At 71.7% G+C, this 25,108-nt stretch carries 18 protein-coding genes; 1 reads left to right on the top strand and 17 read right to left on the bottom strand.

What is annotated here, in order from left to right; all coding sequences use genetic code 11:
- Positions 1–65: 65 nt before the first annotated feature.
- The 11 genes from P3T29_RS29465 to P3T29_RS29415 all read right to left on the bottom strand — a co-directional run bounded on the left by P3T29_RS29465 (position 66) and on the right by P3T29_RS29415 (position 13,158).
- Positions 66–1,811: an acyl-CoA dehydrogenase gene (locus tag P3T29_RS29465; RefSeq protein WP_280719730.1), complete on the bottom strand. Its 1,746-nt coding sequence runs from the start codon at positions 1,809–1,811 to the stop codon at positions 66–68.
- Positions 1,808–3,601, bottom strand: a complete 1,794-nt coding sequence (locus tag P3T29_RS29460; protein ID WP_280719729.1) for an acyl-CoA dehydrogenase family protein — start codon at positions 3,599–3,601, stop codon at positions 1,808–1,810. The genes P3T29_RS29465 and P3T29_RS29460 overlap by 4 nt, the downstream gene beginning before the upstream one ends.
- Positions 3,598–5,385 carry a fatty acyl-AMP ligase gene (locus tag P3T29_RS29455; RefSeq protein ID WP_280719728.1) on the bottom strand — a complete coding sequence of 596 codons (1,788 nt, stop codon included), beginning with the start codon at positions 5,383–5,385 and terminating at the stop codon, positions 3,598–3,600. Before P3T29_RS29455 ends, P3T29_RS29460 begins: the two co-directional genes overlap by 4 nt.
- A 119-nt stretch (positions 5,386–5,504) precedes the next feature.
- Positions 5,505–6,884, bottom strand: coding sequence for a condensation domain-containing protein (locus tag P3T29_RS29450; protein WP_280719727.1), 1,380 nt, complete (start codon positions 6,882–6,884; stop codon positions 5,505–5,507).
- Positions 6,877–7,602, bottom strand: a complete 726-nt coding sequence (locus tag P3T29_RS29445; protein WP_280719726.1) for a thioesterase domain-containing protein — start codon at positions 7,600–7,602, stop codon at positions 6,877–6,879. The genes P3T29_RS29450 and P3T29_RS29445 overlap by 8 nt, the downstream gene beginning before the upstream one ends.
- A gap of 315 nt (positions 7,603–7,917) precedes the next feature.
- Positions 7,918–8,121: a hypothetical protein gene (locus P3T29_RS29440; protein ID WP_280719725.1), complete on the bottom strand. Its 204-nt coding sequence runs from the start codon at positions 8,119–8,121 to the stop codon at positions 7,918–7,920.
- A gap of 248 nt (positions 8,122–8,369) precedes the next feature.
- Positions 8,370–8,792, bottom strand: coding sequence for a FixH family protein (locus P3T29_RS29435; protein ID WP_280719724.1), 423 nt, complete (start codon positions 8,790–8,792; stop codon positions 8,370–8,372).
- Positions 8,789–10,207 carry a hypothetical protein gene (locus P3T29_RS29430; RefSeq protein WP_280719723.1) on the bottom strand — a complete coding sequence of 473 codons (1,419 nt, stop codon included), beginning with the start codon at positions 10,205–10,207 and terminating at the stop codon, positions 8,789–8,791. The genes P3T29_RS29435 and P3T29_RS29430 overlap by 4 nt, the downstream gene beginning before the upstream one ends.
- A 109-nt stretch (positions 10,208–10,316) precedes the next feature.
- Positions 10,317–11,162, bottom strand: a complete 846-nt coding sequence (locus P3T29_RS29425; RefSeq protein ID WP_280719722.1) for a DUF4097 family beta strand repeat-containing protein — start codon at positions 11,160–11,162, stop codon at positions 10,317–10,319.
- A 50-nt stretch (positions 11,163–11,212) separates the two neighbouring features.
- On the bottom strand, positions 11,213–11,863 hold the full coding sequence (locus tag P3T29_RS29420; RefSeq protein WP_280719721.1) for a response regulator transcription factor: 651 nt from the start codon (positions 11,861–11,863) through the stop codon (positions 11,213–11,215).
- Positions 11,851–13,158, bottom strand: coding sequence for a sensor histidine kinase (locus P3T29_RS29415; protein WP_280719720.1), 1,308 nt, complete (start codon positions 13,156–13,158; stop codon positions 11,851–11,853). Before P3T29_RS29415 ends, P3T29_RS29420 begins: the two co-directional genes overlap by 13 nt.
- A 208-nt stretch (positions 13,159–13,366) precedes the next feature.
- Here P3T29_RS29415 and P3T29_RS29410 point away from each other — a divergent pair, with 208 nt between their 5' ends.
- Complete coding sequence (locus P3T29_RS29410) at positions 13,367–13,861, top strand: hypothetical protein (protein WP_280719719.1); 495 nt, start codon at positions 13,367–13,369, stop codon at positions 13,859–13,861.
- A gap of 9 nt (positions 13,862–13,870) precedes the next feature.
- Here P3T29_RS29410 and P3T29_RS29405 read toward each other — a convergent pair whose 3' ends face one another.
- The 6 genes from P3T29_RS29405 to P3T29_RS29380 all read right to left on the bottom strand — a co-directional run.
- Positions 13,871–14,458: a hypothetical protein gene (locus tag P3T29_RS29405; RefSeq protein WP_280719718.1), complete on the bottom strand. Its 588-nt coding sequence runs from the start codon at positions 14,456–14,458 to the stop codon at positions 13,871–13,873.
- Between the two features lie 3 nt (positions 14,459–14,461).
- Positions 14,462–15,676, bottom strand: a complete 1,215-nt coding sequence (locus P3T29_RS29400; RefSeq protein WP_280719717.1) for a hypothetical protein — start codon at positions 15,674–15,676, stop codon at positions 14,462–14,464.
- A 144-nt stretch (positions 15,677–15,820) separates the two neighbouring features.
- Complete coding sequence (locus tag P3T29_RS29395; protein ID WP_280719716.1) at positions 15,821–16,039, bottom strand: MbtH family NRPS accessory protein; 219 nt, start codon at positions 16,037–16,039, stop codon at positions 15,821–15,823.
- A gap of 114 nt (positions 16,040–16,153) precedes the next feature.
- The gene (locus tag P3T29_RS29390) at positions 16,154–17,404 is read right to left on the bottom strand and encodes an aminotransferase class I/II-fold pyridoxal phosphate-dependent enzyme (protein WP_280719715.1); all 1,251 of its coding nucleotides are present in this window, start codon (positions 17,402–17,404) and stop codon (positions 16,154–16,156) included.
- A gap of 180 nt (positions 17,405–17,584) precedes the next feature.
- Positions 17,585–18,913, bottom strand: a complete 1,329-nt coding sequence (locus tag P3T29_RS29385; protein WP_280719714.1) for an MFS transporter — start codon at positions 18,911–18,913, stop codon at positions 17,585–17,587.
- On the bottom strand, positions 18,906–25,108 hold a 6,203-nt coding region (locus P3T29_RS29380; RefSeq protein ID WP_280719713.1), incomplete at its 5' end, for a non-ribosomal peptide synthetase. The genes P3T29_RS29380 and P3T29_RS29385, both read right to left, overlap by 8 nt.

The raw sequence follows: 25,108 nt of genomic DNA, 5'->3' as shown, positions 1-25,108 counted from the left end.
GGTGAGGTGAGGTGAGGTGAGGTGAGGCGAGAAGAGGCGAGGCGGAGTGACGGACCCGGGTGTGCTCAGGCGAGCAGGCGCCCGGCCAGATCGAAGGAGCGGTTCTCCCGCTCCCGGGTGACGAGTTCGGTGAATACGCGCTGCTCGGCAGTCGCGCTGCCGGGCGGCACCGGCAGTCCGAGCCGGGCGGTGAGCCGGCGCAGTGCCAGGGCCAGCCAGGCGGTGTCGCGCAGGAACGGGTTCGGGTGGTCCTGGTTGTGCCGCCAGACGCCGAGACAGGCACTCGCGGCGAGCAGGATGCTGTACCGCTCGGCGAGTTCGAAGCCGATCGGTTCCGCCAGCGGCGTGCGATTGCGGGGAGCGAGTGCGGTGCAGCTTGCCTTGAGCGCGGCCAGCTCGGTGACCAACCGGGCGCTGAGCGGGCCGAGTTCAGGGTCGGCCCGGAGCTCGGCGGCCGCGTCGGGCAGCACGGCGAGCAGGCTGTCCTCGGCACCTGCGGCGATCTCCAGCCGCCGGAAGTCCAGTTCGGGCAGCGGAGCGCCGAGCCGGAACAGGCTCGCGGGTGCCGGCTGCTGCCCGGAGAGCCAGCTGCGCCGGGCCAGGCGCGGCAGTTGGGGAATGACGGTGGCTTGGCAGACGGTGGCGCCGGAGTGTGCGAGGGAGGCCACCGGCAGGTCGCGCAGGTGCTTCTGGAAGATGCCGTACGGGCCTTCGCGCAGGAAGGATCGTGCACCGAGTACCGTCGCCAGCTGGTCCACGGACTCCTGGATCAGCAGTGGCACCAGGTACTTGGTGGCGGGGGCGTACACGGCGGTCTGGCCCGGCAGTACGTGCAGAGCGCGGCAGACCGTGCTGCTCAGACAGTCCGAGATCAGCAGATCGGCGTAGGCGTTCGCCAGCACCGACCTGACGTGCGGCAGTTCGGCCACCGAGCGGTGGTAGAGCCGTCGCTCCAGGGCGAACCGGGTGACCATGCGCAACTGGGTGTCGAAACAGCCGACGGTCGCGGCGGTCAGCGTGGCCTTGGTGACCTGGAAGGCCCGCAGTACCGTCTCCAGTGCGCCGCCCAGCTCGCCGACCACCGCCGACGCGGGCACCGGGCAGTCCAGGAACTCCACGCCGCCGAGATGTACCGCACGGAGCCCGGCGGTGCGGAACCTGGGCAGGAATCGCAGCCTGTCCCGTCGCACGGTGCTCATGTCGAGCAGCAGCAGTGAGTGGTCCCGGCTGCCGGAGCCGTCGCCGGTGCGGGCCAGCAGGGTGACGCTGTCGGCCCGGTTGACGTTGTTGATGACCTCCTTGCTGCCGGTCAGCCGGTACTGCGTGCCGTCCCGGGTGGCCCGCACCGTGGACCTGGTGAGGTCGTGGCCGGAGGCCAACTCGGTGTAGGCGCCGGCTGCTTGGCCGCCACGCAGCAGGACCTGGGCGAGCCAACGCTGATGGTCGGTGCTCGCGGTGGACCAGACGGTGGCGGAGGCGATCAGCTTGATCGCGCCGTGGCCGAGGCCGAGCGCCGCATCGCGCCGGAACACCGGGCGCAGGGTCTGGGCCAGCTCGTCGGCCTGCCGGAGCCGTCCGCCGTGCGCGGCCGGCACGAACTCGGCACCGAGCTGGTAGGTGTCCAGCAAGCTCCGCCCGGCGGGCAGGAGTTCGCCGCGTTCGTCGGCTCGTAGGAAGGCCGCGAAGCCGACCGGGTTGTCGGGGTCGTCCGGGTCGCCGAAGCGGGTCTCCAGGGGGTGCGCGGTGTCCAAGTAGCCAGTGGGAAGGGCCTCTTCGGCGCGGTCGGCGGTGTGGCCGTCGATGGCGGTCATGCGGACTCCTCCTCGCCCGGGTAGGGCAGCAGCGAGAGCAGCCGGCCGGACGCGTGCTGGGCGAACAGGGGTACGGCGAGCCGGTCGAACACCTCGCCGGACAGCTCGGTCCGCAGGGTCGGGTCGACCAGTGCCAGCGCGCGGGTCAGCGCCGCCTCCAACCAGAGCCCGGAGTACCAGAGTTCGGAGTGCCGGAGTTCGGAGTTCTGGAGCCCGGAGTGCCGGAGTTCGTCGCTGCCGAAGGCCTTGCGGTTGCGCAGCCAGAGCTGGATCGCGGCGGCGGCGGCGAAGCAGGCCGCGTAGCTCTCGGCGAGGGCGAACACCTCGGCGGGGACGTCCAGCGCGGTGGGGCGATGGCCGGCCATCTGCTCGATCAGGCGGTCCGTGGCCGCCCGCAGCTCCGTCGCCAACGTGCCGACCACAGTGCCGACTTCACCGGCCTCGGCGAGTTCGCACAGTTCCTCGACGGCGAGCGGCAGGGCCTGTACCGGGCTGGAACCCGGCCGCGAGACCAGTTCCAGGCGAGTCCGGTCGAAGGCGCCCAGTGGCTCCTCGAGCGTGGCGGCGGCCTGCAGGCCGGCCAGGTCCACCCTGCCGCGCCGGTAGCCGCGCACCAGAGCGGGGAACTGGTTGACCAGCGAGTGCAGGTTGACCATGGTGCTGCCGTCGAAGATCCCGACGATCCGGTGGTCGCGCTGCACCTTCTGGAACCGCCCGTGGCGGTAGGTGTCGCCGACCAGCAGGGCGCGTGAACCGAGCACCTTGGCCAGCCGGGGGAACATCCGGTCGACCAGTGTCGGCACGAAGTACTTGGTGATCGCGGAGCTGACCGAGAGTTCCCCGGTGAGCGCGTTGATCGCCCGTCCGGCGACCAGCGTGACCGCCTCGGCGAGCAGCAGGTCGGCGTAGGACTCGGTGAGCAGTCGCCGGGTCTGCGGCAGGTCGACCAGCGGGCGGCCGAAGTTGTGCCGCTCGTTGGCGTAGTCCACGGCCAGGCCGAGCGCCTGGTCGGCGGCACCGAGCGAGAGCGAGGCGCACAGGGTACGGGTGAGCTGCAGGCTCTTCAGCACGATTTCCAGACCGCCGCCTTCGGTGCCCACCAGAGCGGTGGCCGGGACGGCGGCGTCGGTGAACGCGACGCCGCTGATGTCCGCGCCACGGATGCCGTGCAGGGCGACAGCGGGCAGCGGGCGGTGGCTCGCGGGGTCGAGCGTGCGCCGGTCCACCAGCAGGATGCTGAAGCCGCGCGGCCCGCCCGAGGTGTCGGTGCGGGCGAGCACGCACAGCTGGTGGCCCCGGGTGGCGTTGTTGATCAGCCACTTCTCGCCGCTGAGCCGGTAGCCGGAGCCGTCCGGTCCGGGGACCGCCCGGACCTCGCCGGCCAGTAGGTCACTGCCGTGGTCCCGCTCGGTGAGACCCCAGGAGACGATGGTCCCGCCGGCGATCTCGGCCCCGAGTCGGCGGGCCTGTTCGGCGTCGCCGCTGGTCCAGACCGAGACCGCGCCGAGGAAGGTCTTGCCGTGCCCGATCGCCACCGTCAGATCGCGCCGGGCGACCACCCGCATCAGCTGCAACGCCTCGTCGTAGCCGAGCAGCGTGCCGCCGTACTCCACCGGGACGTAGGCCCGGGGCAGCCCGAGGAAGTCCAGCTCGCGGCAGATCTCGAGCGGGAACTCCTCGCCCTCGTCCAGGGCGGCGCAGCGGGCGTAGGAGAACAGCCGGCCGTCGTCCTGCGGGTCACCGAGGCGTTCGTCGAGCCGGGCGGCCGCGGCGTACGGGCCGTACCTCATGCCGGTGCCCCCTGCCCGGCGGCCACCGGCTCGGGCCGGTAGCGGCGGCTGATCTCGGCGTCGAGGTCCTCGTGCAGGGTCTTCAACCCGCCTGCGAGGAACAGCTCGCGCATCACGGAGCGGCGGACCTTGCCGCTGGTGGTGCGCTTGACCTGGCCCGGGCGCAGGAAGACCAGGTTGGAGACGCGTACGCCGAGCCGCTCGGCGAGTTCGGCGCGTACCTGGCGGGAGAGTTCGGGCAGGTCGGCGGGCTCGCCCCGGCGGGGCCGGAGCTCCTGCATGACCACCAGCTCCTCATGTGCCGACCCCGGGGCGGACTGCACCGCGCAGACGCTGCCCTGCAGGCCCTGGAAGGATTCGTGCAGGTCGGCGACCATCCGCTCGATGTCGTGCGGGTAGAGGTTGCGGCCCCGGATGATCAGCATGTCCTTGAGCCGGCCGGTCACGAACAGCTCGCCCTGGTACACCGCGCCGAGGTCGCCGGTGCGCAGGAAGCCGGCCTCCCCCGTGGCGGTGACGGCCCGGAACGAGTGCGCGGTCTCCTCGGGACGCTGCCAGTACCCGGCGGCGAGGCTGGCGCCGCGCACCCAGATCTCGCCGACGCCGCCGTCCGGCAGCACCTCGTGGGTGTCCGGGGCGACCACCAGGACATCCAGCTCGGACTCCGGGCCGCTGCTGACCAGCAGCGGGGCGCTCTCGTCGCCGGGGGTGAGGGTGTGCGCCTCCAGCGCGGCGGCGTCGAACCGGGCCATCACCGGGCCACGGTCCGGCGGGGTCCCGGTGATGAACAGGGTGGTCTCGGCCATGCCGTAGCAGGGCTTGAGCGCCTCGGCCCGGAACCCGGCGGCGGCGAACCGCTCGGCGAACCGGAGCAGCGTGCCGGCGTTCACCGGCTCCGAGCCGTTGAGCGCGACCCGCAGGGTCGACAGGTCGAGCCGGGCGAGCTGCTCGTCGGTGACGGTCCGGGAGAGCAGGTCGTAGGCGAAGTTGGGCGCCGTGGTGAAGTCGATCCGGTACTCCTGGATCAGCTCCAGCCAGAGCCTCGGGCGGCGCAGGAAGTCGGTGGGGGAGAGCAGCACGATCAGCGAGCCCGTGTGCAGCGGTGCGAGCAGCGTGCCGATCAGACCCATGTCGTGGTAGTGCGGCAGCCACGTGCAGATCCGGGTGTCCTGGTCGGAGCCGACCGAGCGCTGGATCAGGCCGAGGTTGTGCATCAGCGAACCGTGCGTCACCACAACGCCCTTGGGATCGCTGGTCGAGCCGGAGGTGTACTGCAGGATCGAGACGCTCTCGGGGGTGAGCACGGGGGGCGTCCAGCCGGCTGCGGCGGCTTCCAGGTCGGCCGGCTCCCACTCGTCGGTGGCCGCCACCGGCAGCTCGGCCAGACCCTCGCCCCGCAGGAACTCGGTGATCTCGGGCAGCCGCCGGGCGTCGGTGAGCACCAGGGTGGCTCCGGCGTCCCGGGCGATGCCGCCCGTCCGGGTGTCCTGGCGGCCGCTGCTCTCCGGCACCGGTGCGGGTACGGCCACCATGCCCGCGTACTGGCAGCCGATCAGCGCCTTCACGAAGTCCAGGCCGGTCGGGTAGAGCAGCAGCACGCGGTCGCCCTCGGCGCAGCGGCTGCGCAGCAGGCCGGCCAACGCGCGGGCCTGCAGGTCGAGTTCCGCGTAGCTGAGCGAATCGGTCGCCAGGCCGCCGACTCGGGTCTGGGCGAAGACGACCGCGTCCTTGGCGGACAACTCGCGGGCGTGGCTGGAGATCCGGTCCACGATGGTTTCGGACACGGCCGTGGACTCCTTTCGGCGGAGGTCGGGGTGGCGCAGATCGGGGTGACGATGGGCGGGGCGGCGCAACTCGGGCGGGTGACGATGGGCGGGGCTGGGATGGGCGGGGTGGGCGCCGGTCATCGGGCGCGGGCTGCGGTGCGGGCTTCGGTGCGGCCCCAGATCCGGGCGCGCGCGATGGTGCCGTCCGGTCGGGCGGTGGCCAGGTCCACCGCCCGGACGAAGTGCGCGGCGAACTGCTCGATGGTCTCCCGCTCGAACAGCGCGCTGTCGTAACGGAAGTCCACCGCGAGAGCGTCCTCGGTCTGCAGCACGTCGACGCCGAGGTCGACCTGGCCCTCCTGCTGCGGCAGCCGGAAGGCGGAGAGCCGGAGACCGGCGTAATCGGTGCGGCGGTCGTCGGTGGTGGTGTCGAGCACCGGTTGCAGCGCGGTCGGCAGGTGCGCCGTCGCGAGCATGTTGAAGGTGATCTGGTAGACCGTCGACTGACCGGCCTCGCGGGTGGCGGCGAGGGACCGGGCGAGGTGCGCGAACGGGTAGCGCAGGCCGGCCATCGCCTTCTTCACCTGCTTGTTGGCCTCCACCGCCGCCTGGCGGAAGGTGGTGTCCGAGCCGAACCGGGCGCGGAAGACGATGGTGTTGATGTAGTTGCCGACCAGGCTGCGCGAGCGCGAGCTGAACCGGGTGGTGACCGGGCAGCCGATCATGAAGTCGGCCTGCCGGGTGTGCCGGTACAGCACCCCCTGGAACACGCCGAGCAGGAAGGCGAACGGGGAGACCTCCGACTCCAGCGCGACCTGGGTCAGCCGCCTGGTCGGCTCGGCCGGAACGACCACCCGGCAGGTCTCACCGGTGAACGACTGACGGGCCGGGCGCGGCCGGTCGGTCGGCAGCGTGACTGCGGTGGAGCCCTGGCAGAGCTCCTGCCAGTACTTCTCCAGCACCGCACCGAGCGGCGAGGAGAGCAGCTTCCGCTCCTTGATCACGTAGTCGTCGTAGCTGTCCGCCAACGGCTCCAGACCGGTGAGCCCGTCGGTGCTGAACCGCTGGTAGAGGTCGAGCAGATCGGCCAGCAGAACGGAGTCAGAGGCGGCGTCGGTGGCGATGTGGTGCCCGGCGATCAGCAGGACCGCGTCCTCGGGCGTCCGGGAGTGCAGGACGAAACGAAAGGCACCGCTCTCCAGCGCGAACGGTTCGAGCAGCGAGGCCCGTACGGCGGCGTCCAGGTCGCCCTGGACACCGATCTGACGGATCGTCAGCCCAGCTGAGCTCTCGGGCCGGACCGACCGCACCGGGGTGCCGTCCTGCGCGCCGAAGACCGAGCGCAGCATGTCGTGCCGCCGGCCGAGTTCACGGACCGCCCGCTCGAGCGCGGGCAGGTCGACGGCGGAGTGGATCCGCACCGCGACACCCGTGTTGTACGCGGCGGACCCGGGGGCCAGTTGGTGCAGGAACCACTGGGCCTGCTGGTTCTGCGAGAGCGCGTGCGGGTCATGCATCGCGACCACCGCGCGAACTCGGCACCAGGCGCAGCCGGAGGTCTTCCGCCAGGTGGCCGACGACGTGCCGGACCAGCTCGGGCTCGTGCGGCTCCAGGTAGAAGTGCCCGCCGGGGAAGGAGTGGAACTCGAAGCCTCCGGTGGTCAGTTCGGCCCAGGAGCGAACGTCCTCGGCCGAGCAGTCGGCATCCTGGTCGCCGACGTACCCGACCATCGGGCAGCCCACCGGGGCGGGCGCGGCCGGCCGGTAGGTCTCGATCAGCTCGTAGTCGGCCTGCAGGGTGGCGAGCGCGATCTCCCGCAGCTCGGGCACCTCGAGCAGCCCGGCCAGCGAGTTGCCCAGCCGGTCGACCCGGTCGAGCAGCGCCTCGGGGTCGGTGTGGCAGTCGCCGACCGCTTGCGGCACCTGCGGCGAGGGGTGGCCGGAGACGAAGAGCCGGAGAGGGCGGACGCCGTACCGCTGCTCCAGGCGGAGTGTCACCTCATAGGCGACGGCGGCGCCCATGCTGTGGCCGAAGAGTGCCAACGGGACGTCCAGGTAGGGCTGGAGGGACTCGGCGAGCTGGTCGGCGAGGGCATCCATCCTGGTCAGGTACGGCTCGCCGAAGCGGTTGTGCCGCCCGGGGTAGCAGGCGGTCAGCAGTTCCAGCCCGGCCGGCAGGCGGTCGCCCCAGGTCCGGAAGGAGCTGGGGGCACCACCGGCATGCGGAAAACACACCAGCCGCAATTCAGGACCGGTATTCCCACCGGCCCTGACAAATGAATCGGCGTGCACTGCTGCCATCTGATTTCCTCCGTGGCATCTATCATTTACCGGAGACTTCCGGTGTGCCTGCCCGGTCAGACTATGGGGGTTGACTATATTCCCCCCATATCGATTCCGGGGTCCGCGCGGGCGACGGGGAACCTGTCGGCATGCGGAGAGGGGCGGCGTCCCGGCGGGTCGGTCTCAGTGCCTGTCGCACTCCCGCGGGTCGTCGCCCCTCTCCGGGTGATGCCCGGTCGTCCCTGGTCGGGGACGACCGGGTAGGGCCTACTCCCAGCCGGTGGTTCCGTTGGGCGGGGTGGTGGCGCCGGTGGCCGGGGTGGTGGTGCCGGTGGCTGCGGTGTCGGCGGCCAGGTGCAGATCGGCACCCGGAGCGGAGATCTGGACCGCGACGCCGAGCAGGGCGGCCGCGAGGACGACAATACCGACGACGCGCTGGGAAATTACTGTGGAAGCGGCGTTCTTACGCATGTGACAGATTCCCTTTTCATGCTTTGGACCCGCCCACGGACGAGCTGTTTTCCAGCTCATTCGCACCCGTTCTTCGGGTGCCCGGTGGGCTTCGTCCCCCTGTTGACTCGATTCTGGCGCGAGACCCGATCGGCTGTCCCGCTTTGGAGCTGGCAAGGGGCTGTCATTGCAGGGCGTTGTCAGCACTTGGCCAGATGTAATGCGGAGAAATACCGACATCTCCGGCGTGACAGCGGCCCGCGTGACGCTCAGACGGCGGAAACGGCCACCGGAACGGTCACCGTCTCGGTCCCGGAGGGCCCGTTCAGGCTGACCGTGAGTTGCCAACTACCGGCCATCAGGAAGAGTTGGCCATGCGTCTGATACCTGCCGGGTCCGGCCGGCTCGGCGGTCAGCGCCGGCATCGCGTGGCCCATGCTCGGCATCACGGCGGCCAGCGTGACCCGCTCCAGCTCGACCGGAGCGTGGTCACGGCGGTCCACGGTGATGTCGGCCTGGCCCGCCGCCGCGCTCGGGCGGGGCAGCCGCACCTGCACGGTGTAGTCCGCCGAGGCTCCCGACAGCTGCACCCCGGCGGACCCGTGGTGCAGCGGCCAGCAGGTCAGCAGCAGCACGACCGCCACCACGGCGGCGCTGACGGCGGCCTGGACGCGGAGGGCGGGAACGGTCACGGGGCGGCTCCGGAGACGTCGACGGTGAGGGCCACGGTGTGGATGCGGAAGTCACGCTCGTACTGGATCCACACCTGGTAGCGGCCGGGGGCGGGGAAGGCGAACACGAAGTGCAGCAGCGGTCCGTACTGACCGACGGTCTCGTCCGGCAGTACGGCGTTCGGCTGGTTCAGGGCGGCCATCGAGGCGGTCTCGTGGACATGGCCGAAGAACTCGCTGCCCGGTCGGCGGACGATCAGATGACCGGCCATCCCGAGCCAGCCCTGTAGGTCGTTCGCGGGCGCCTGGGCGCTGCCGACGTGCAGGGTGAGCTCGGTCGGGACGCCGGCCGTCGGCTGGGCGGGGTTGAGCGTCACCTGGGCGTCCTGGGCGCTGTCCTGGGCGTCTGCAGGGTGGGCCTGGGGGGCGGGGGCCGTCCCGCCGACGTCGACCGTCGCGGTGAGCAGCTGACTGCCGCTGTTGACCCGGTCCAGCTCGGTCTGCACCAGGTACCGGCCCGGCTCGGGCACGGTCAGGTGGAGGAGCAGCTCGCCCGGGGCGATCGGGACGGGGTGCAGATGGCGGAAGTACTTGCAGTCCGCGCTGGTCACCACGGTGTGCGCGAGCGCGCCGTGATGGACCGCCAGGTCGTCCACCGGCGTGCCGCTGGCTCCGTCGGTCAGGTGCAGGTGCAGGGCGAAATCCAGGCCGGCGACCGGCGCCGCCGGGGCCGTCGTGAGTGCGAGTTCGGTGAACGAGCGGCCGTTCGCGGTGGTGCCGTCGACGTTGGTCAGGATCCGCTCGTCGGGCGAGCCCTGGGCGCGGGCGGGCGGGATGTCGGGGGAGAGCAGGCCGGCGGTGAGGGCGGCGGTCAGTGCCACGGCGACGGCTCCGACCAGCGTCAGGGCGATCCGGCGCCGGCCCAGCACCGCGCTGCCGAACACGGCGAGCAACGCCACGCCCGCCACCAGGAGCGCCGGGTACGCGACGTTCTCCCAGGGCGCCGGCTGCGGCACCAGGACGCGGAACGGCAGCCGCGCGGTCTCCTGGCCCGCCGTGACGTCGAGTTCCCAGGGCCCGGTCCGGTCGACGTGGAGCGTCACGGACTGGGTGCCTGGCTCGGCCAGCTGGATGCTCTCCGGTGGCCGGTCGGTGGCCGGCAGCCCGTCCTGCGGCGTCAGCGAGAGCTTCAACTCGGCGGCGCGGACCGGATCATGGGCGATGACGTCGACCCGGACCGGACCGGGAACCCGGGCCACCTGGCGCAGCACGAAGGTCAGCTCGTTGCCGCCGAAGGACCCGGCCAGCTCCAGGTCGGAACTCTGGCTGACGCCGTGTGCGGCGGCGGGTCCGGCGCCGGCCAGGCCGCAGAGCGCGAGCAGCAGCAGGACGACGGCGGCGGTCGGCCCACGTGTTCCGAGCCGTGCGAACGCCATACCTGCCTCCGGGGTGCTCGGGCGGACCCCGGCGCAGCGGGGGGATCACCGACACCCTCGGCGGACGGCCTATATTCCGTCCATATGGGGTAGTTCAGTAGCCGGCGGCTCAGTAGCCCAGGCCGGCTGAGCCGTCACCGACCCTGACGTCCATCGAGCGCTTCGCGGCCGGGTCGTTCAGCCCCTCGGCGACGCGCACACTGCCGTCCTGCGAGCTGTCGGTGACGCGGTAGCTGCTGTTCGGCGGGACCACGATGCTCAGGTCGCCGGAACCGACCGCCGCCGTGACCTGCTCGGGAGGCGCGCTGAACACCAGCCCGACGCTGCCGGATCCGACCTGCGCGTCGACCGTCCGGGAGCGCAGCCCGCTCGTCCTGATCTCGCCGGAGGTGCTGCGCAGCCAGAGTCGGCCCTGGGCGTCGGCGACGGTCACCGAACCCGTGTCGTTCTGCAGGTGGAGGTCGCCGTGCAGCTGGGCCAGGTCGATCGAACCGGACGAGAGGCGGGCGTCCACGGATACCGTGGCGGGGACGTCGAGTTCGAGTGAGACGGTCGGCGCGAGCCCGTCCAGGTCCGGCCCTGGCTGCGTCACCCGGACGGTCAGCGTGTCCGCGTCCCAGATCTGTTCGACCACGGGAGCGCGGAGCGTCCAGTCCCGGGTGGAGTGCAGTCTGACCTGGCCGGCGGGGCCGGGGCGGAGCACGACCGAGCCGTTCGGGACGTCGAGCCGGACGGCCGTGACCGGGTGGTTCAGCTCGAGGTCGTCGGTCCGGGTGTTGTGGTCCAGCCAGGCCCACCCGTAGACCGTGGCCGGCAGCACGAGCAGCACGGCGCTCAGTACGGCTACCAGTTGCCAGGTCCGCCGCTGCCGGACGTCGGAACGGCCGGACGGCCCACTCGTGCCGGACGGCCCGCTCGTGCGGGATGGCCCGCTCGTGCGGGATGGCCCGCTCACGCGGGATGGCTTACTCGTACCGGACGGCCCACTCATGCCGGACGATTCACTCATGCCGGTACGCCGAGGAAGCGCAGGACGGCCAGGACCCGCCGGTGGTCCCCGTCGGCGGCGGTGGTGAGGTCCAGCTTGGTGAAGATGTTGTTGATGTGCTTGGCGACGGCGCTCTCGCCCACCACCAGGGCCTCGCTGATCCCAGCGTTGGAGCGCCCCTCGGCCATCAGCGACAGCACCTCGCGTTCCCGGGGCGTCAACCGCTCCAGCGGGTCGCTCTGCTGACGGACCAGCAGCTGGGCGACCACCTCGGGGTCGAGCGCGGTACCGCCGCCCGCCACCCGGTGCAGGATCTCGATGAACTCGTCGACATCGGCCACCCGGTCCTTCAGCAGGTAGCCGACGCCACGGGTGTTGTTGGAGAGCAGTGCGGCGACGTACCGCTCCTCGACGTACTGCGAGAGCAGCAGCACCGCGACCCCGGGCCACTGCTCGCGGATCAGCAGGGCGGCGCGGATGCCCTCGTCGGTGTGTGAGGGCGGCATCCGGACATCGGTGACCACCAGGTCGGGACGCAGGTCCGCGACCAGGGCGAGCAGGCTGTCGGCGTCGCCGACATCGGCCAGCACCTCGATCCCGGAGGCCTGCAGCAGTTGGACCAGCCCGGCCCGCAGCAGGACGGAATCCTCGGCGATCACAGCTCGCACGGCAGCTCCACGGTAATCCTGGTCGGGCCCCCGACGGGGCTGCTGATGGTGAAGGTGCCGTCCACCGAGGAGACCCGCTGGGTGAGCCCGAGCAGGCCCGTCCCGCCGACCGGGTCGGCGCCGCCGATCCCGTCGTCGATCACGATCACCCGCAGGATATCGGCGCTGCGCTCGAGGTGGATGTCGGCCTGGGAGGCCTGCGCGTGCTTGGCGATGTTGGTGAGTGTTTCGGAGACCACGAAGTACGCGACCGCCTCGATGGTCGGCGCGGCCCGGCCCTCGGCGGACACGTGCAGCTTCACCGGGAACGGCGCCCGGGCCGCGATGCCGGACAGCGCCGCGTCCAGGCCCTGCTCGTCCAGCACCGCCGGGTGCAGTCCGCGGATCAGGTCCCGCAGTTCGGTCAGGGTCTCCTTGGCCTCGCGGTGCACGTCGGTTAGCAGCTCGCGCACCTCCGGGGTGAGCCCGGGGAGGGTGGCCTTGGCGATGCCCAGCTTCATCGCGAGGGCGACCAGGCGCTGCTGGGCGCCGTCGTGCAGATCCCGCTCGATCCGGCGGCGTTCGGAGTCCGCCGCGTCCAGCAGCGCGACCCGGCTGACCGCCAGGTGGTCCACCCGGCGCTGCAGCTCGCGCGCCCGGTTGGGGCCGAGCAGGGCGTGCGCGGCGCTGCGGTCCAGGCCGGCCACGGTGGCGGCGAGCGGCGGGGCGGCCAGTAGCAGGGCCAGACCGAGCCCGCAGCCGACCGCGACCGAGGACGGCTGGGCGGTGAGGTTCATCGGGCTGCTGGCGGGCAGTGCCCAGGCGTAGAGCGGCAGGAGCGTGAGGGCGAGACCGACGGCCCACGCACCGAGCGTGGCCAGCGCGCCCAGTGCGACCGCCGGACCGGCCAGCACGTGGTAGCCGAGCTGGCGCCAGAGCATCTCCGAGCGCAGCGCCCCGGTCAGGCCGCGCCAGCTCCGGCGCCCGGTACCGGTCGGGGTGGCGGGGATCTCGGCGCCCAGCAGAGCGGACAGCCGGCTGCGCTGAAGCCGGGTCAGGACCGGTACGCAGACCAGCAGCAGCGAGGCGCAGCCGGCCGCGAACAGCAGCGTCAGCAGCAGCATCATGGTCAGGCTGACGGAGAGCGGTGCGATGGTCAGGCCCAGCACCAGCGGGGACAGGATGGCGACCAGGCCCAAGCCGTGCACCGGGATGCCCGCTACCAGGCAGGTGGTGTTCCGCCAGGCTCCGGCTGACCAGGGTGCCTCGCCGAGTACCCACCGCACGCTGGGCAGTGGCGGCAGGGTGCTGGGCATGACGGCAAGTCTAGGCCCTGTCCGATCCAGGCCCGGTCCGACGATTCCGGTCCGACGATCTCGGTCCAACGATTCCCGGTCCGACGATTCCCGGGGGGTGTACCCAGCACCACCATCAAGTCGGGTGGCGGCACTACTGTTTCGCGCTCGCATCCGCGCCAGGCTGGTGGCGTGCCCGAACGACGGGCCCGGGAAGGAGTCAGGTGCCATGGCACACACTCAGCTGGCAGCGGTGGAACCGAGCGTCGTGACCCGTGCGACCGCCGGTCCGGACGCCACTGTCCCGCGACTCCTCCAGGTGGCTGTGGCCGCCCCGGCGTTCCCCCTGATTCTTCGCCGGGCGGCCACAGTTCTCACCGTGCTCGGGTTGGGGATGATCCCCTGGGTGGTCGTCCTGCACACCGGGCTGCCGGCCACCGCCCAGGCCTCGCACTGGGCCTGGACCTGGACGGGGCTGGACAGCCTCGAGGCGGTCGGCCTGCTCACCACCGGCCTGCTGCTCAGGCGCGGCGACCACCGGGCCTGTCTCGCGGCGGCCGCCACCTCAACCCTCCTGCTGGTGGACGCCTGGTTCGACATCATGACGGCCGCGCCGGGCAGCGACCTGGCCTCGGCGGTGCTGATGGCCGGCTGCGCCGAGCTGCCACTGGCAGTGGCCTGCGCGGTGCTCGCGATCCGGACCTTTCCCCGGCCGGGGCGGTGAGCGCCTGTGTCAGTCCCAACTCCAGCTGTTCGGCTTGCGGTTGCGGCGGCTGCGAATCCCCAGCACCGTGCAGAGCGGGATGGTGACCAGCAGTGGCAGCAGACCCACCAGCCAGGCGATCGAGAGCGGCGGGCCGGGGCGCGGTCCGACCGGCAGCGCGAGTTCGCCGGAGCCGGGTCCCTGCGGTCCGTCCATGCTGATCTGGAAGTGCCAGGTGCCCGTCTGCGGGAGCAGGTACGAGTCCAGACCCCAGCGGTCGTGGTCCTGGGTGTACCGCCGGAGCATCATGTTGGTGGGCCGGCGGTGTTCGTAGACCCGGTTGTCCGGGGTCATCGCGATCAGCTTCGCCGTGTGGTTGATGATGCCGTCGCTGGGCGCGAAGGTGAAGTCCATCGCCCGGTCCGCGACTACGGGCCACTGCGAAAAGGAGGCCTGCAACCGGTACGGGCCGACCGTCACGAACTCCGAGTGCACCACCGGCGTTGGGTTGAGCGCCTGCGCAGCCGGGGCCGTGGCGACCGCCAGCACGCAGACAGCAGCGGCGAGCGCCGCCGCCTGGCGCAGCGGGCGGATGAGCTTGTTGATGCTGTTCCACATGGTTCAGACCTCCACGGCGGTGAGCGGGGCCACGTCCGGCACCTCGAGCTGCTCGGCAACGGCCTGTCCAGCAGCGGCCTGCTCGGCAGCGTCATGCTCGGCAACGGCCTCTCCGGCATCGGCCTGCTCGAGGCGGGCCAGCCGACGCAGCGGGAACGAGAAGCGGTAGCCGAGCCAGCCCGCGCCCGCGCTCAGCAGGCCGGCCAGCACCAGGACCTGCGGGGTGAGCGGGTCGTGGATCTGCGGCCCGTACACCGTGGCCATCAGCACGCCCAGGACACCGGCCGCCACCGGGAGCACCTTGCCAGGGGAGACGCCGGCGCGGCGGCAGCGCAGCAGCACCAGATCGAGCAGGACGGCGATCAGCGGCAGCACCAGCGGGTCGAGCGCGGGCATCTGCGGCACGGTGGAGACGCCCTCCCGGAAGGGCAGGCCGACGCTGTCGGCGTACCACCGGGTGACGAATGGGACGTACAGCCACTGGGTGCCCACCAGCGTGATGAACACCAGCCCGGTGGCGCTGACCCACCCGGGCCGACGGACCACGCAACCGACCAGGCTCAGCAGCAGGATCGCCACCGCCGTCACCGAGATCTCGAACGGCTGGGCCCAGAACAGTGCGAACACCACGGTGATCGTGGTGAGCGCGGAGCTGACCACCAGGCCCCAGCGGCCGAGCCGCTGCTGGTGCTGCGAGGTGAACACGATGATGGTGCCGATGCAGACGGCCACACCGCCGAGCGCCAGTCCCACGTGCGGCGGCGAGTTGAGGGTCACGTCGAAGCCGTACTCCGAGTGCCACCACAGGTCGGCCATGCCGTAGAAGAGGTCGGTCGCGCCGCCCACGCCGGCGATCAGGAAGCCTACCGGCGCCCGGAAGTACCCGAGGACCTTCACCGCGCCGCTGCCGGCCGCAGCCTCGCCGGGGGCCAGGCGGCGCTCGGTACCGGTGCGCAGCAGCACCACGATCGCACTGGTGAACCCGGCCAGCGAGGGGCCGGCGTAGATCAGCAGATGGGGCAGGGTCAGGAAGGTGTCCGGGCCGACGTCGTTGTGCCACTGCACGTCCCAGACCACGCCGAAGCCCTGGGAGAACATCGAGAGCAGCAACAGCAGCCCGCCGATCTGTTCGGCGCGGCCGGTGCGGCCGGTGCGGCCGGTGCGGTCCGGGGCCGGCACCGCCGGCGTGGTATCGACGGCTTCTATGGTCAAGGTCATCTGTCACTTCCTCGGGGTGGCGGCTCCGGTCGCTGCTCCTGGGATCCGGATCGGGGCCGGGAATGCCGCAGGGCCGCCGGGGGATAGCGGCCCTGCGAGTTCGGACGGGACGGGCGCTCGGTCGCGCCGCCCGGTGAGCGGCGGTCAGACCGCGACGTTCTCCTCCATCCAGGTGCGCAGGCTCAGCGGACGCATGTCGGTCCACACGTCGCTGATGTGGGCCAGGCACTCCTCGCGGGTGCCCTTCGTGCCCTCCTCGCGCCAGCCCTCCGGCAGATCGCGATCGGTCCACCAGATCGAGTACTGCTCCTCGTGGTTGAGGACGACGCTGTAGGTGGGCGCGGCCGCCACGTTCACGGACATCTGGGCTCCTCGGGAATTGGCTCGGCGATAAACAGTCGGCGATAGACAGGACGGGCGGGCAGAGCGCCCCTTTGTCTTTGCCAGACCACCGTGCGGCGGTCCGCTATACCGCGCCTATATCGAGCAGTAGCTCGTTTCGGCCGCCAACTCGCGCTCCGGACCAGCGTCCAGACCGCGCGCCAGGCGGCGGATCATCTCTTCGACCAGCAGGCGCGGGGTGGCGAGATTGAGCCGCAGGAAGCCTGGGCAGCCGTAGTGCCGACCGTCGCTGACCGCCAGTCCGCCGGCCCGCAGCACCCGCCCCGCCAGGTCGTCCTCGCCGAGCCGGTCCGCCACCCGGCGGCAGTCCAGCCAGGCCAGGTAGGTCGCGTCCGGGAGGCGGTAGCCCAGGTCGCCGAGGCCGTAGGCGGGCAGCAGGTCGGCCAGCAGCCGCCGGTTGCCGTCCAGGTAGTGCATGGTCTCGGTCAGCCAGGGCCCGGCGGAGGTCAGCGCCGCCTCGGTCGCCGCCGACCCGAAGATGCCCACGCCGTCGCGCAGCCGGGCCGGCTGGGCGAGCAGCGCTTCGGCCGTCCCGGGGCCGCCCGGTATGCCGAAGGCGCACTTCAGGCCGGCGATGTTCCAGCCCTTGCTGGCCGAGAAGCCGGTCACGCTGCGGACCGCCTGGGCGGCCGGCAGCGAGGCGAACGGCACATGCCGCTTGCCGGGGAAGACCAGCGGGCTGTGCACCTCGTCGCAGAGCACGGTCACGCCGTAGCGGCGGGCCAGCTCCGCGATGGCCGTCAGCTCTGCGGCCGTGCAGACCGCTCCGGTCGGGTTGTGCGGGTTGCACAGGATGTAGATCTTGGCGCCGGCCTGGAAGGCCAGTTCGAGGCCGACCAGGTCGAGCTGCCAGCGTCCGTCGCGCAGCAGCATCGGGTTGGCCACCACCTCGCGGCCTCGCTCGGTCACGGCCTCGAAGAACGACGGGTAGGCCGGGGTGTCGAAGACCACCGCGTCGCCGACCTCCGAGAACGCCTCCAGGCCGGCCTCGATCACCCGCATCACATCGGCGTAGAAGAGCAGCTGGGACGGTGGCACCCACCAGTCGTAGCTCTTCAGCAGCCACCCGGCCAGGGCGAGTTGGGCCGGGCTGTCGTCGGTGTAGGAGAACGCGTAGCCCATGTCGCCGCCGGCGGCCAGCCGACCGACGGCCTCGCGGATCTCCTTGGCGACCGGGAAATCCATTTCGGCGATGTAGACCGGCTGCACGCCGGAGTCGTGCCGGCGCCATTTCTCGCTGGTCCGGCTGTGCAGCGCTGCCAGCGCGGAGATGGGATCCGACGAATCGTCGATCGGGGAGATACGAATGGAGTGAACGGATTTCACGATGATCCTGAGTCCTTTGCTCTACTCGGGCAGCGTCGAGGACTTCTCTGCTGAGACTCGCGTGCTGAGGGCCGGCCGGGCCGATGGCCAGGTGGTTGCCGGTCGGCCGATTGCCGGCCGGCCGAATCTCGGTCGACGGAGAATCAGGTGGTCAAGAGCGCCCACCATGTGCCGGTCGGTCTAAGCGCGACCGGGCTGAACCTCAGGCGCACTACCGCCTTCGGCGGGTCGGGCAGCGTCCTCGCGGGCCTGGGCGCGGGCGGTGGGGCTGATGGTGACCGCCGCGGTGAGGGCCAGCATCAGGACGCTGATCACCAGGCCGGTCGCGGCGATCCCCACCGAGTCGAGCAGCTGTCCGGCGACCAGCCCGCCCAGCGCGTTGGCGCCCGAGGCGAGGAACCGGCCGGTGCCGTTCACCCGGCCCTGCAGCTCGTCCGGCGTGTTCTGCACCTGGTACGTCCAGGCCGCCACGTTGAACACCCCGGAGACCAGCGCGATCCCGGCCAGCACCACGGCCAGCAGCGCCGCCTGGCGGACGAACACGATGCTGGGGATCAGCAGCGACCAGCAGGAGCACCCCACCACGAAGGTGGTGCGCAGGCTGAAGCGCTTGGTCCAGCGGGGCGCCAGCAGCGCCCCCGCCAGGCCGCCGATCCCGCCGACGGCGGTGACCGTGCCGACCATCGCCGCCGGGTCACCGTGCCGCCGGACGATCACCATCACGGTCAGCATCAGCATCTGGAAGATCAGGTTGCTGGCGGCGAACATCCCGACCAGCACCCGGGCGAACCGGTGCTGCCAGAGCCAGCGGACGCCTTCCTTGATCTCCACGTGGATCCGTCTGGCCGGTCCTGCGGAGACCGGTTTGAAGTCGCCCCGCAGGAACAGCAGGCAGATCACTGCCACCAGATCCGCCACCGCCGTGAACGCGAACGGCAGCCAGCGGCCGAGCATGAACAGCAGGCCGCTGCCGGGCATGCCGACCAGACCGATCGCAGCGCCCCGCGCCTCGTTCTGCGCGAGCGCGCTGGACAGCTGCTCGCTCGGCACCACGTTGCGGACGGTGGCCCGCTCCGCGAGGTCGTAGAAGATCCCCCTGGTGACCTCGACGAACGCGGCGAGCATCAGCTGCGGGATCCACACATGGCCGAGGAAGACGGCCAGGGCGACGCCGGCGATCGAGAGCGCACCGGCGAGGTCGGACCAGAGCATCAGCTTGCGCCGGTCCCACCGGTCGACCAGGGCGCCGGCCGGCAGCTGGATCAGGAAGTTCGGCAGTGCGGCGGCGAAGGTCACCAGACCGGTCATGGCCGCCGAGTTGGTGTACCAGAGCGCCAGCAGCGGGTAGGCCGTCATGCCGACGGTCGCACCGAACCGGGAGATTCCCGCGCCCACCCAGAGGCGGATGAAGGCGGCGTTGCGGCGCAGTGGCACCGGGGCCGGGGCCGGGGCCGGGGCCGGCGGCCGGTCGGAGCGACCGGCCGCCGTGCGGGTAGCGGTGTCACTCACCGTGAGCCTCGTTCCCGCCGGTGCTGACCCCGGCGCCGACGCCGGCGGTGACCCCACCGGTGACCCCGGCAGTGACGGTCTGGCGCGCCCGGGCCTCGCGGTCCTGGGCGGCGTCGGTGGCCTGCCGCCACAGCGTGGAGAACCGGGTCTGGGTGGGCCACAGACCGGCCAGGATGCGGGTCACCAGCTCGCGTCCGGTGGTCGCGTTGGTGAGCAGCACCGCGCCGAGGCCGGCGTTCAGCCGCAGGCCGAACATCGCCTGGAAGCCGGTGGCCTGGCCACCGTGCCCGATCTCCAGATCGGCTCCGGTGTTGTCGATGATGGTGCTCCAGCCGTACGGCCGGTCCACCTGGGGGGTGAGCATCTGCTGGACCAGCGGCTGCGGGAGGAAGGCGTCCGTCCGCCCCAGGTACGAGTGCCGCACCGCGACGTTCAGCCGCGCGATGTCACCCGCCGTCGACCAGAGCGCGCCGGCCGCGAGCTCCGGCATCACCTGGTACCCACCCGGGACGGGGACGTTGTCGACCTCGTGCCCCCGGGCGAACGGGCGGCCCGACTCGCGTACGAACGCGGGGTCGAAGCTGCTGTCCGTCATGCCGAGCGGATCGAGCACCAGGCGCTTCATCAGCGCCGGGAACTCCTCCCCGGTGACATCGCACATGGTCTGCTGGATGACCGAGAAGTTCAGCGCGGTCATCGCGAACACCTCACCCGGTGCGTGGGCGAAGGCCGCCGGGCTCGCCGGCGGTTCGCCGCGCAGGATCTCCGACACCGAGGGGATCGGCTCGTCGGGCGCGTAGCGCTTGAACGGCGGCTGGACGGCGAATCCCGCGCTGTGCGACAGCAGGTGCCGCAGGGTCACCCGGGGTGCCGGGTCGCCGGGGATCCGCCAGGAGGTGAGGTACCGGTTGACGTCCTCGTCGAGGTCCAGCCCGTGTCGCTCGACCAGCTTCAGCAACCCGACCGTGGTCAGGTGCTTGCTGATCGACCCGGCCGCGAACAAGGTGTCCGGGGTGACCGGCTGCGTGCCGTCCGAGCTGAGCGTGCCGTACGTCTCGACGTCCGCCAGCTCACCGTCCCGGATCAGCGCCAGGCTCGCGCCCGGGATGCCGTGCTTCGACATCTCCGCAGCCAGCTTCTGTCCGGCCACCCGCTGCGCGTCGGCCGACCGGCCGCGCGGCCGACCGGCCGTACCGCTGCCGGCCGCCGTGCCCGGCAGGTCCAGCAGGGCGGACAGCTCGGCGAGTTGGCGCTCGGCCAGCCCCCGGACGGTCTCCCCGTCGTGCACCGCCTGGCTGTGCGTCCAGCGCAGGTACAGCTGGCCGTCGTGCACTCGGGCGTCGACGTCCAGCAGGCGCGGGCGCCGCGCCTGAGCCGGGTGGACCGGCTCGATCAGCTGCGGGACGAAGGCCAGCGGCACGCCGGTCGCCGCCTCGGTGACCTCGGTTGCCGTGGTGGCCGGGGCCGTGAAGCCGAAGCCGACCTCCGGCTGCGGCAGGAAGGCGAGGTCCTCCGCGAGCTCCTGGTCCGCACCGTACCGGAGCAGACCGTAGCCGAACCTTGGTGCGGGCAGGGCCTGCAACTGCCGGGCCACCGCGCGCAGCTGGGCCGGTGCCTCCCGGTTCTCGGGCAGCCACAGCGTCAGCGGGAACCGGTCGGACAGCAGGCCGACCACCTCCCCGGCATCGTCCACCGAGGAGCGCGGGTCCACCGTGACGTCCAGGCTGACCCGGTCGCCGCCCGACCAGCGGGCCAGCGTACGGCCCAGCGAGGTCAGCAGCAGCGCCTCCGGGTCGGCCGCACCGAGCAGCGCCTCGGTCAGCGCTGCGGGCAGCGCCGCCGTGACCGTCCGCGCGGTGCCGTAGGTGTTCGCACCACCCGGGTGGTCCACCGGTACGGGCTTGCCGGGCTGCTGGTTGAGCCAGGTCTGCGCCTGCTCGGCCAGCGCCTGTCCGGCCGGCCCCTGTCCGGCCTGCGCGTCCGAGGACGCCAACTCGGCCAGTTCCCCGGCCAGTTCGGACAGTGGTACCGCGACGGCCGGCAGCTCCGCCGGCAGGTTCGCCGCCAGCAGCTGGTGGGCCAGGTTCAGGTCGTCCACCAGGACGGACCAGGAGAACCGGTCCACCACCAGGTCGTGGGCCGACAGCCACAGCTCGGGCAGCAACTCGGTGTTGAGCATCTTCGTCGCGCCGAAGTGGAACAGCGTGGCCCGCAGCACCGGCCCGTTCACCGGGTCCACCGAGGCCGCCTGCTCGGCGACGGTGGCGGCGATCGCCGCCGACCGCTCCGCGACCGGCACCTCGCCCAGGTCGACCACGCGCAGCAGCTCGGCGGACTCGGCGGAGACGATCGCCGCCGTCTGAGCCCCCTCCTGAGTCCCCTCCTGAGCCCCCTCCTGCGGCAGCCGCAGTCGCAGCGCCTCGTGCCGGGCCAGCACCGCGTGCAGGGCCTGTTCCAGCAGCTCGGACTTCGGTCGGTGGCTCAGCGACAGCCGGACGGACTGGCCGCCCGGTGTCCCCTCGGCCGCCCGGCGCTGCGCCGGGGTCAGCGCGAGCTCGGTGGCCGTCGGCTCGGCGGAGCCGCTGATCAGGGTCGTCAGCTCGGCCAGCGTCTTGGTCTGGTAGAGCATCCAGATCGACAGGTCCACCCCTTCCCGCCGGGCGATCGGCAGCATCCGGACGGCCCGGATGGAGTCGCCGCCGAGCTCGAAGAAGCTGTCGGTGGCGCTGATCCGGTCGACGTCCAGGCGCAGTACCTCGGCCCAGACCCGGGCGATCCGCTCCTCCGTCCCGGCACGCGGCGCGACCCGGCGGGAACCCGCCAGCGCGTTGCGGTCCGGCACGGGCAGGGCGCGGTGGTCCAGCTTGCCGTTCGGGGTCAGCGGTACCCGGTCGATCAGTACGAACGCGGCCGGGACCATGTACGAGGGCAGCTCCGCCGCCAGGTGGGCGCGCAACTCGGCCACCTCCGGTGCGCTCCCGCCCTCGGCCACCACGTAGGCGGCCAGGGTCTTGTCGCCGGGGGCGTCCTCGCGGGCGATCACCACGGCGTCGTGGACCTGCGGCAGCTGGCGCAACCGGGCCTGGATCTCGCCCAGTTCGATGCGGTAGCCACGGATCTTCACCTGGGTGTCGATCCGGCCGAGGAACTCCAGCGTGCCGTCCGGCAGCAGCCGGGCCAGGTCGCCCGAGCGGTACAGCCGACTGCCGGCCGGGCCGTACGGGTCCGGGATGAAGCGCTCGGCGGTCAGCTCGGGCCGCCCCCGGTAGCCCCGGGCAACGGCCGGGCCGCCGACGTAGATCTCGCCGGGCACGCCGACCGGCACCAGGTTGCCGTTCCGGTCGAGCAGGTGGATCTTCTGGTCGCCCAGCGGAGTGCCGATGACGCTCAGCGTCGGCCGGGTCAGGTCCTGGTCGCCCAGGCGGTGCCGGACGGAGTACACGCTGGTCTCGGTGATGCCGTACATGTTCACCAGGGCGGGCTGCTCCAGGCCCAACCGCCTTGCCCAGGGCAGCAGTTCGGACATGTCCAGCCGCTCACCGGCGAACACCACGGCCCGCAGGGCGATCCGCCCCACCCGGTCGTCCTCGGCGAGGGCGGCCAGCCCGCGGAACGCGGTCGGCGTCTGGCACAGCACGGTGATCTGCTCGGCCACCAGCAGGTCGAGGAAGTCCTCGGGCGAGCGGGCGATGGCGGGCGGCACGACCACCAGGCGGCCGCCGTGCAGCAGCGCGCCCCACATCTCCCAGACCGACGTGTCGAAGGCGTACGAGTGGAACATCGCCCACACGTCGGTGTCGCGGAAGGTGAACTCCGCCTCGTCGGTGCGGAACAGGCGCATCACGTTGGCGTGCGTTAGGCCCACGCCCTTCGGCGTACCGGTCGAGCCGGAGGTGTACAGCACGTACGCCAGGTTGGCCGGGCCGGTGCGGTTCACCGGTTCGGTGGTCGGCCGGGCGGCGATCGCCGCGCGGTCCGACTCCCGGTCCAGGACCAGGAATTCGGCGTCGTAGCACTCGGCGAGCTCGGTCGCGTAGGCCGAACTGGTCAGCACCACCGGCGCCTTGGTGTCGGCGAGGATCTGCGTCAGGCGGCCCATCGGGTTGGCCGGGTCCAGCGAGACGTAGGCCGAACCGGACTTGAGGATGCCGAGCAGGGCGGGAATCAGCTCCGGCCCTCGGTCCAGGCAGAGACCGACCAGGGTGTCCGGTCCGGCGCCCAGGGTGCGCAGCTGGTGCGCGATCCGGTTCGCCTTCTCGTTCAGCTGACGGTACGTCAGGCGCTCCGAGCCGGCCACCAGTGCGATCGCGTCCGGCATGGCCGACGCCAGCTGCAGGAAGGCCTCGTGGACGGTCAGCTCGACCGGTTCCGGCTGCCTGCTGCCCTGGCCGGCGGCCAGGATCCTGGCGGCCTCGGCCGCCGGCAGTACCGAGCCGGTGGCGTTGCCGTACGGGTCGGCCGCCATGCACTCCAGCACGTGCCGGTACATCCCGCACAGTCGCTCGGCGTACTCGCGGGTGACCGTGTCAGTGCCGCTGATGATGTTGAACGCGTCACCGGTGGCGATCACATGGAACGCGAAGTCGGTTGCGACCGAGTTGCGTTCGCCGCTGTTGTCGACCAGCGAGGCGTCGATCTGGTGGAAGTCGTGGAACTCCAGCATCACCGAGACCAGACGCTGCGCGGTGCCCGCCGCGCTCTGGATCGCCGGCAGCGGATAGCGCCGGTGCTCCCAGACCTCGATCTCCCGGGCGTACGTCTGCTCCACCAGCTCCAGCCAGGTGGCCGGCATTCCGCTGTGCGGGAACGGCAGGGTGTTGAGGTGCATGCCCAGCACCCGGTCCGCACCCGGCTCCTCCAACCGGCCGTGGCAGACCAGGCCGACGTGGAAGGCGTCCTCGGTGGTGAGGGCGCTCATCACCTTGAGGTGGGCGGCGAGCAGCACCGACTTGAACGCGGCGCCGGCCTGGCTGGCCAGGGCGCGCAACGGCTTCTCCAGATCGGCGAACGAGACGGGCAGCTTGTAGCGGTCCACCGGGCTGTCCTTGTCACCCCAGCTCTCCGGGATGGCCATCGTGGTGTGGGCGTCGGTGACGTCCTGCCAGTACTGCTGCTCCTCCGGGTCGTCCAGGGAGGCGAGTTCGGCCGCGATGTAGTCGGCGTAGCGGACCTCCGGGATCTCGTACTCCGGCAGTTCCACGCCGTCCCGGGTGGCGCGGTAGGCCTCCAGGATCTCCATCAGGAGGGAGTGGTAGCTCCAGCCCTCGGTGATCGCGTTGCAGTGGGTGAAGGTCAACCGCCAGGCCGCCGGCTCCAGGTGGATGCTGATCCGGACCAGCGGCGCCACCGCCAGGTCGAAGAGCGAGTCCCGCTCGTCGTCGGCGAACGCCAGACCGACGGTGGCCATCTCCTCCGGGCTGAGGCCGCGCAGGTCGTGGACGGTGATCGGGATCTCGGCCGCCGTGTGCACGAGCTGGAGCGGCTGCTCGAAGCCGGTCAGATGGATCGAGGTGCGCAGCGTCTCGTGCCGGGTCGAGACGAGGTCGACGGCGCTGCGCAGGACCTCGAGGTCGAGCGGCCGATCGTCCGGGATCCGGAAGGAGTTGACGCTGTGGTAGGTGTTCCGGTCCGGATTGGCCAGCATTTCGACGAGCATGCCGGTCTGGATCTGGGAGAGGGGGTAGGCGTCGTGGATGTTGGTGGGGAGGGTGTTGCGGTCTTCGGCGCTGATCAGGGTGAACGGTTCGACGGTGCGGAAGGGCTGGATGTCGTCCGTGATGCTGGTGTTGGTGGCGAGGTTGGCGATGGTGCGGTGGGCGAAGATGTCGCGGATGCCGAGGCTGTAGCCGTGTTCGCGGAGGGCGCCGGCGAGGCGGACGGCGCGGATGGAGTCGCCGCCGAGGTCGAAGAAGCTGTCGTTGGTGCTGATGCGGTCGGGGTCGAGTCCGAGGATGTCGGCCCAGGCGGTGGCGATGAGCTTTTCGGTGTCGGTGGCCGGTGCGGTGAACTCGGCGGTGCTGTAGGTGTCGCGGCCCGGCGCGGGGAGAGCCTTGGTGTCGAGCTTGCCGTTGTTGGTGAGCGGGATCCGGTCGATCGAGATGAAGGCGTTGGGGATCATGTAGTCGGGCAGGGTCGCCGAGAGGTGCTTGCGCAGGCCGTCGGCCTCGAGGTCGGCGCCGGTGGCCGGCACCAGGT

This window comes from Kitasatospora sp. MAP5-34 (assembly GCF_029894335.1).
Taxonomy (GTDB): domain Bacteria; phylum Actinomycetota; class Actinomycetes; order Streptomycetales; family Streptomycetaceae; genus Kitasatospora.
The sequence above is the reverse complement of the archived record's forward strand: the minus strand, read 5'-3'. Positions and strand labels throughout refer to the sequence as shown.

Bases quoted from the DNA above. Each gene is read 5' to 3' on its own strand.
- P3T29_RS29465 (WP_280719730.1), bottom strand. From the start codon at position 1,811: ATGACCGCCATCGACGGCCACACCGCCGACCGCGCCGAAGAGGCCCTT.
- P3T29_RS29460 (WP_280719729.1), bottom strand. From the start codon at position 3,601: ATGAGGTACGGCCCGTACGCCGCGGCCGCCCGGCTCGACGAACGCCTC.
- P3T29_RS29450 (WP_280719727.1), bottom strand. From the start codon at position 6,884: ATGCATGACCCGCACGCGCTCTCGCAGAACCAGCAGGCCCAGTGGTTC.
- P3T29_RS29440 (WP_280719725.1), bottom strand. From the start codon at position 8,121: ATGCGTAAGAACGCCGCTTCCACAGTAATTTCCCAGCGCGTCGTCGGT.
- P3T29_RS29430 (WP_280719723.1), bottom strand. From the start codon at position 10,207: ATGGCGTTCGCACGGCTCGGAACACGTGGGCCGACCGCCGCCGTCGTC.
- P3T29_RS29415 (WP_280719720.1), bottom strand. From the start codon at position 13,158: ATGCCCAGCACCCTGCCGCCACTGCCCAGCGTGCGGTGGGTACTCGGC.
- P3T29_RS29410 (WP_280719719.1), top strand. From the start codon at position 13,367: ATGGCACACACTCAGCTGGCAGCGGTGGAACCGAGCGTCGTGACCCGT.
- P3T29_RS29405 (WP_280719718.1), bottom strand. From the start codon at position 14,458: ATGTGGAACAGCATCAACAAGCTCATCCGCCCGCTGCGCCAGGCGGCG.
- P3T29_RS29400 (WP_280719717.1), bottom strand. From the start codon at position 15,676: ATGACCTTGACCATAGAAGCCGTCGATACCACGCCGGCGGTGCCGGCC.
- P3T29_RS29395 (WP_280719716.1), bottom strand. From the start codon at position 16,039: ATGTCCGTGAACGTGGCGGCCGCGCCCACCTACAGCGTCGTCCTCAAC.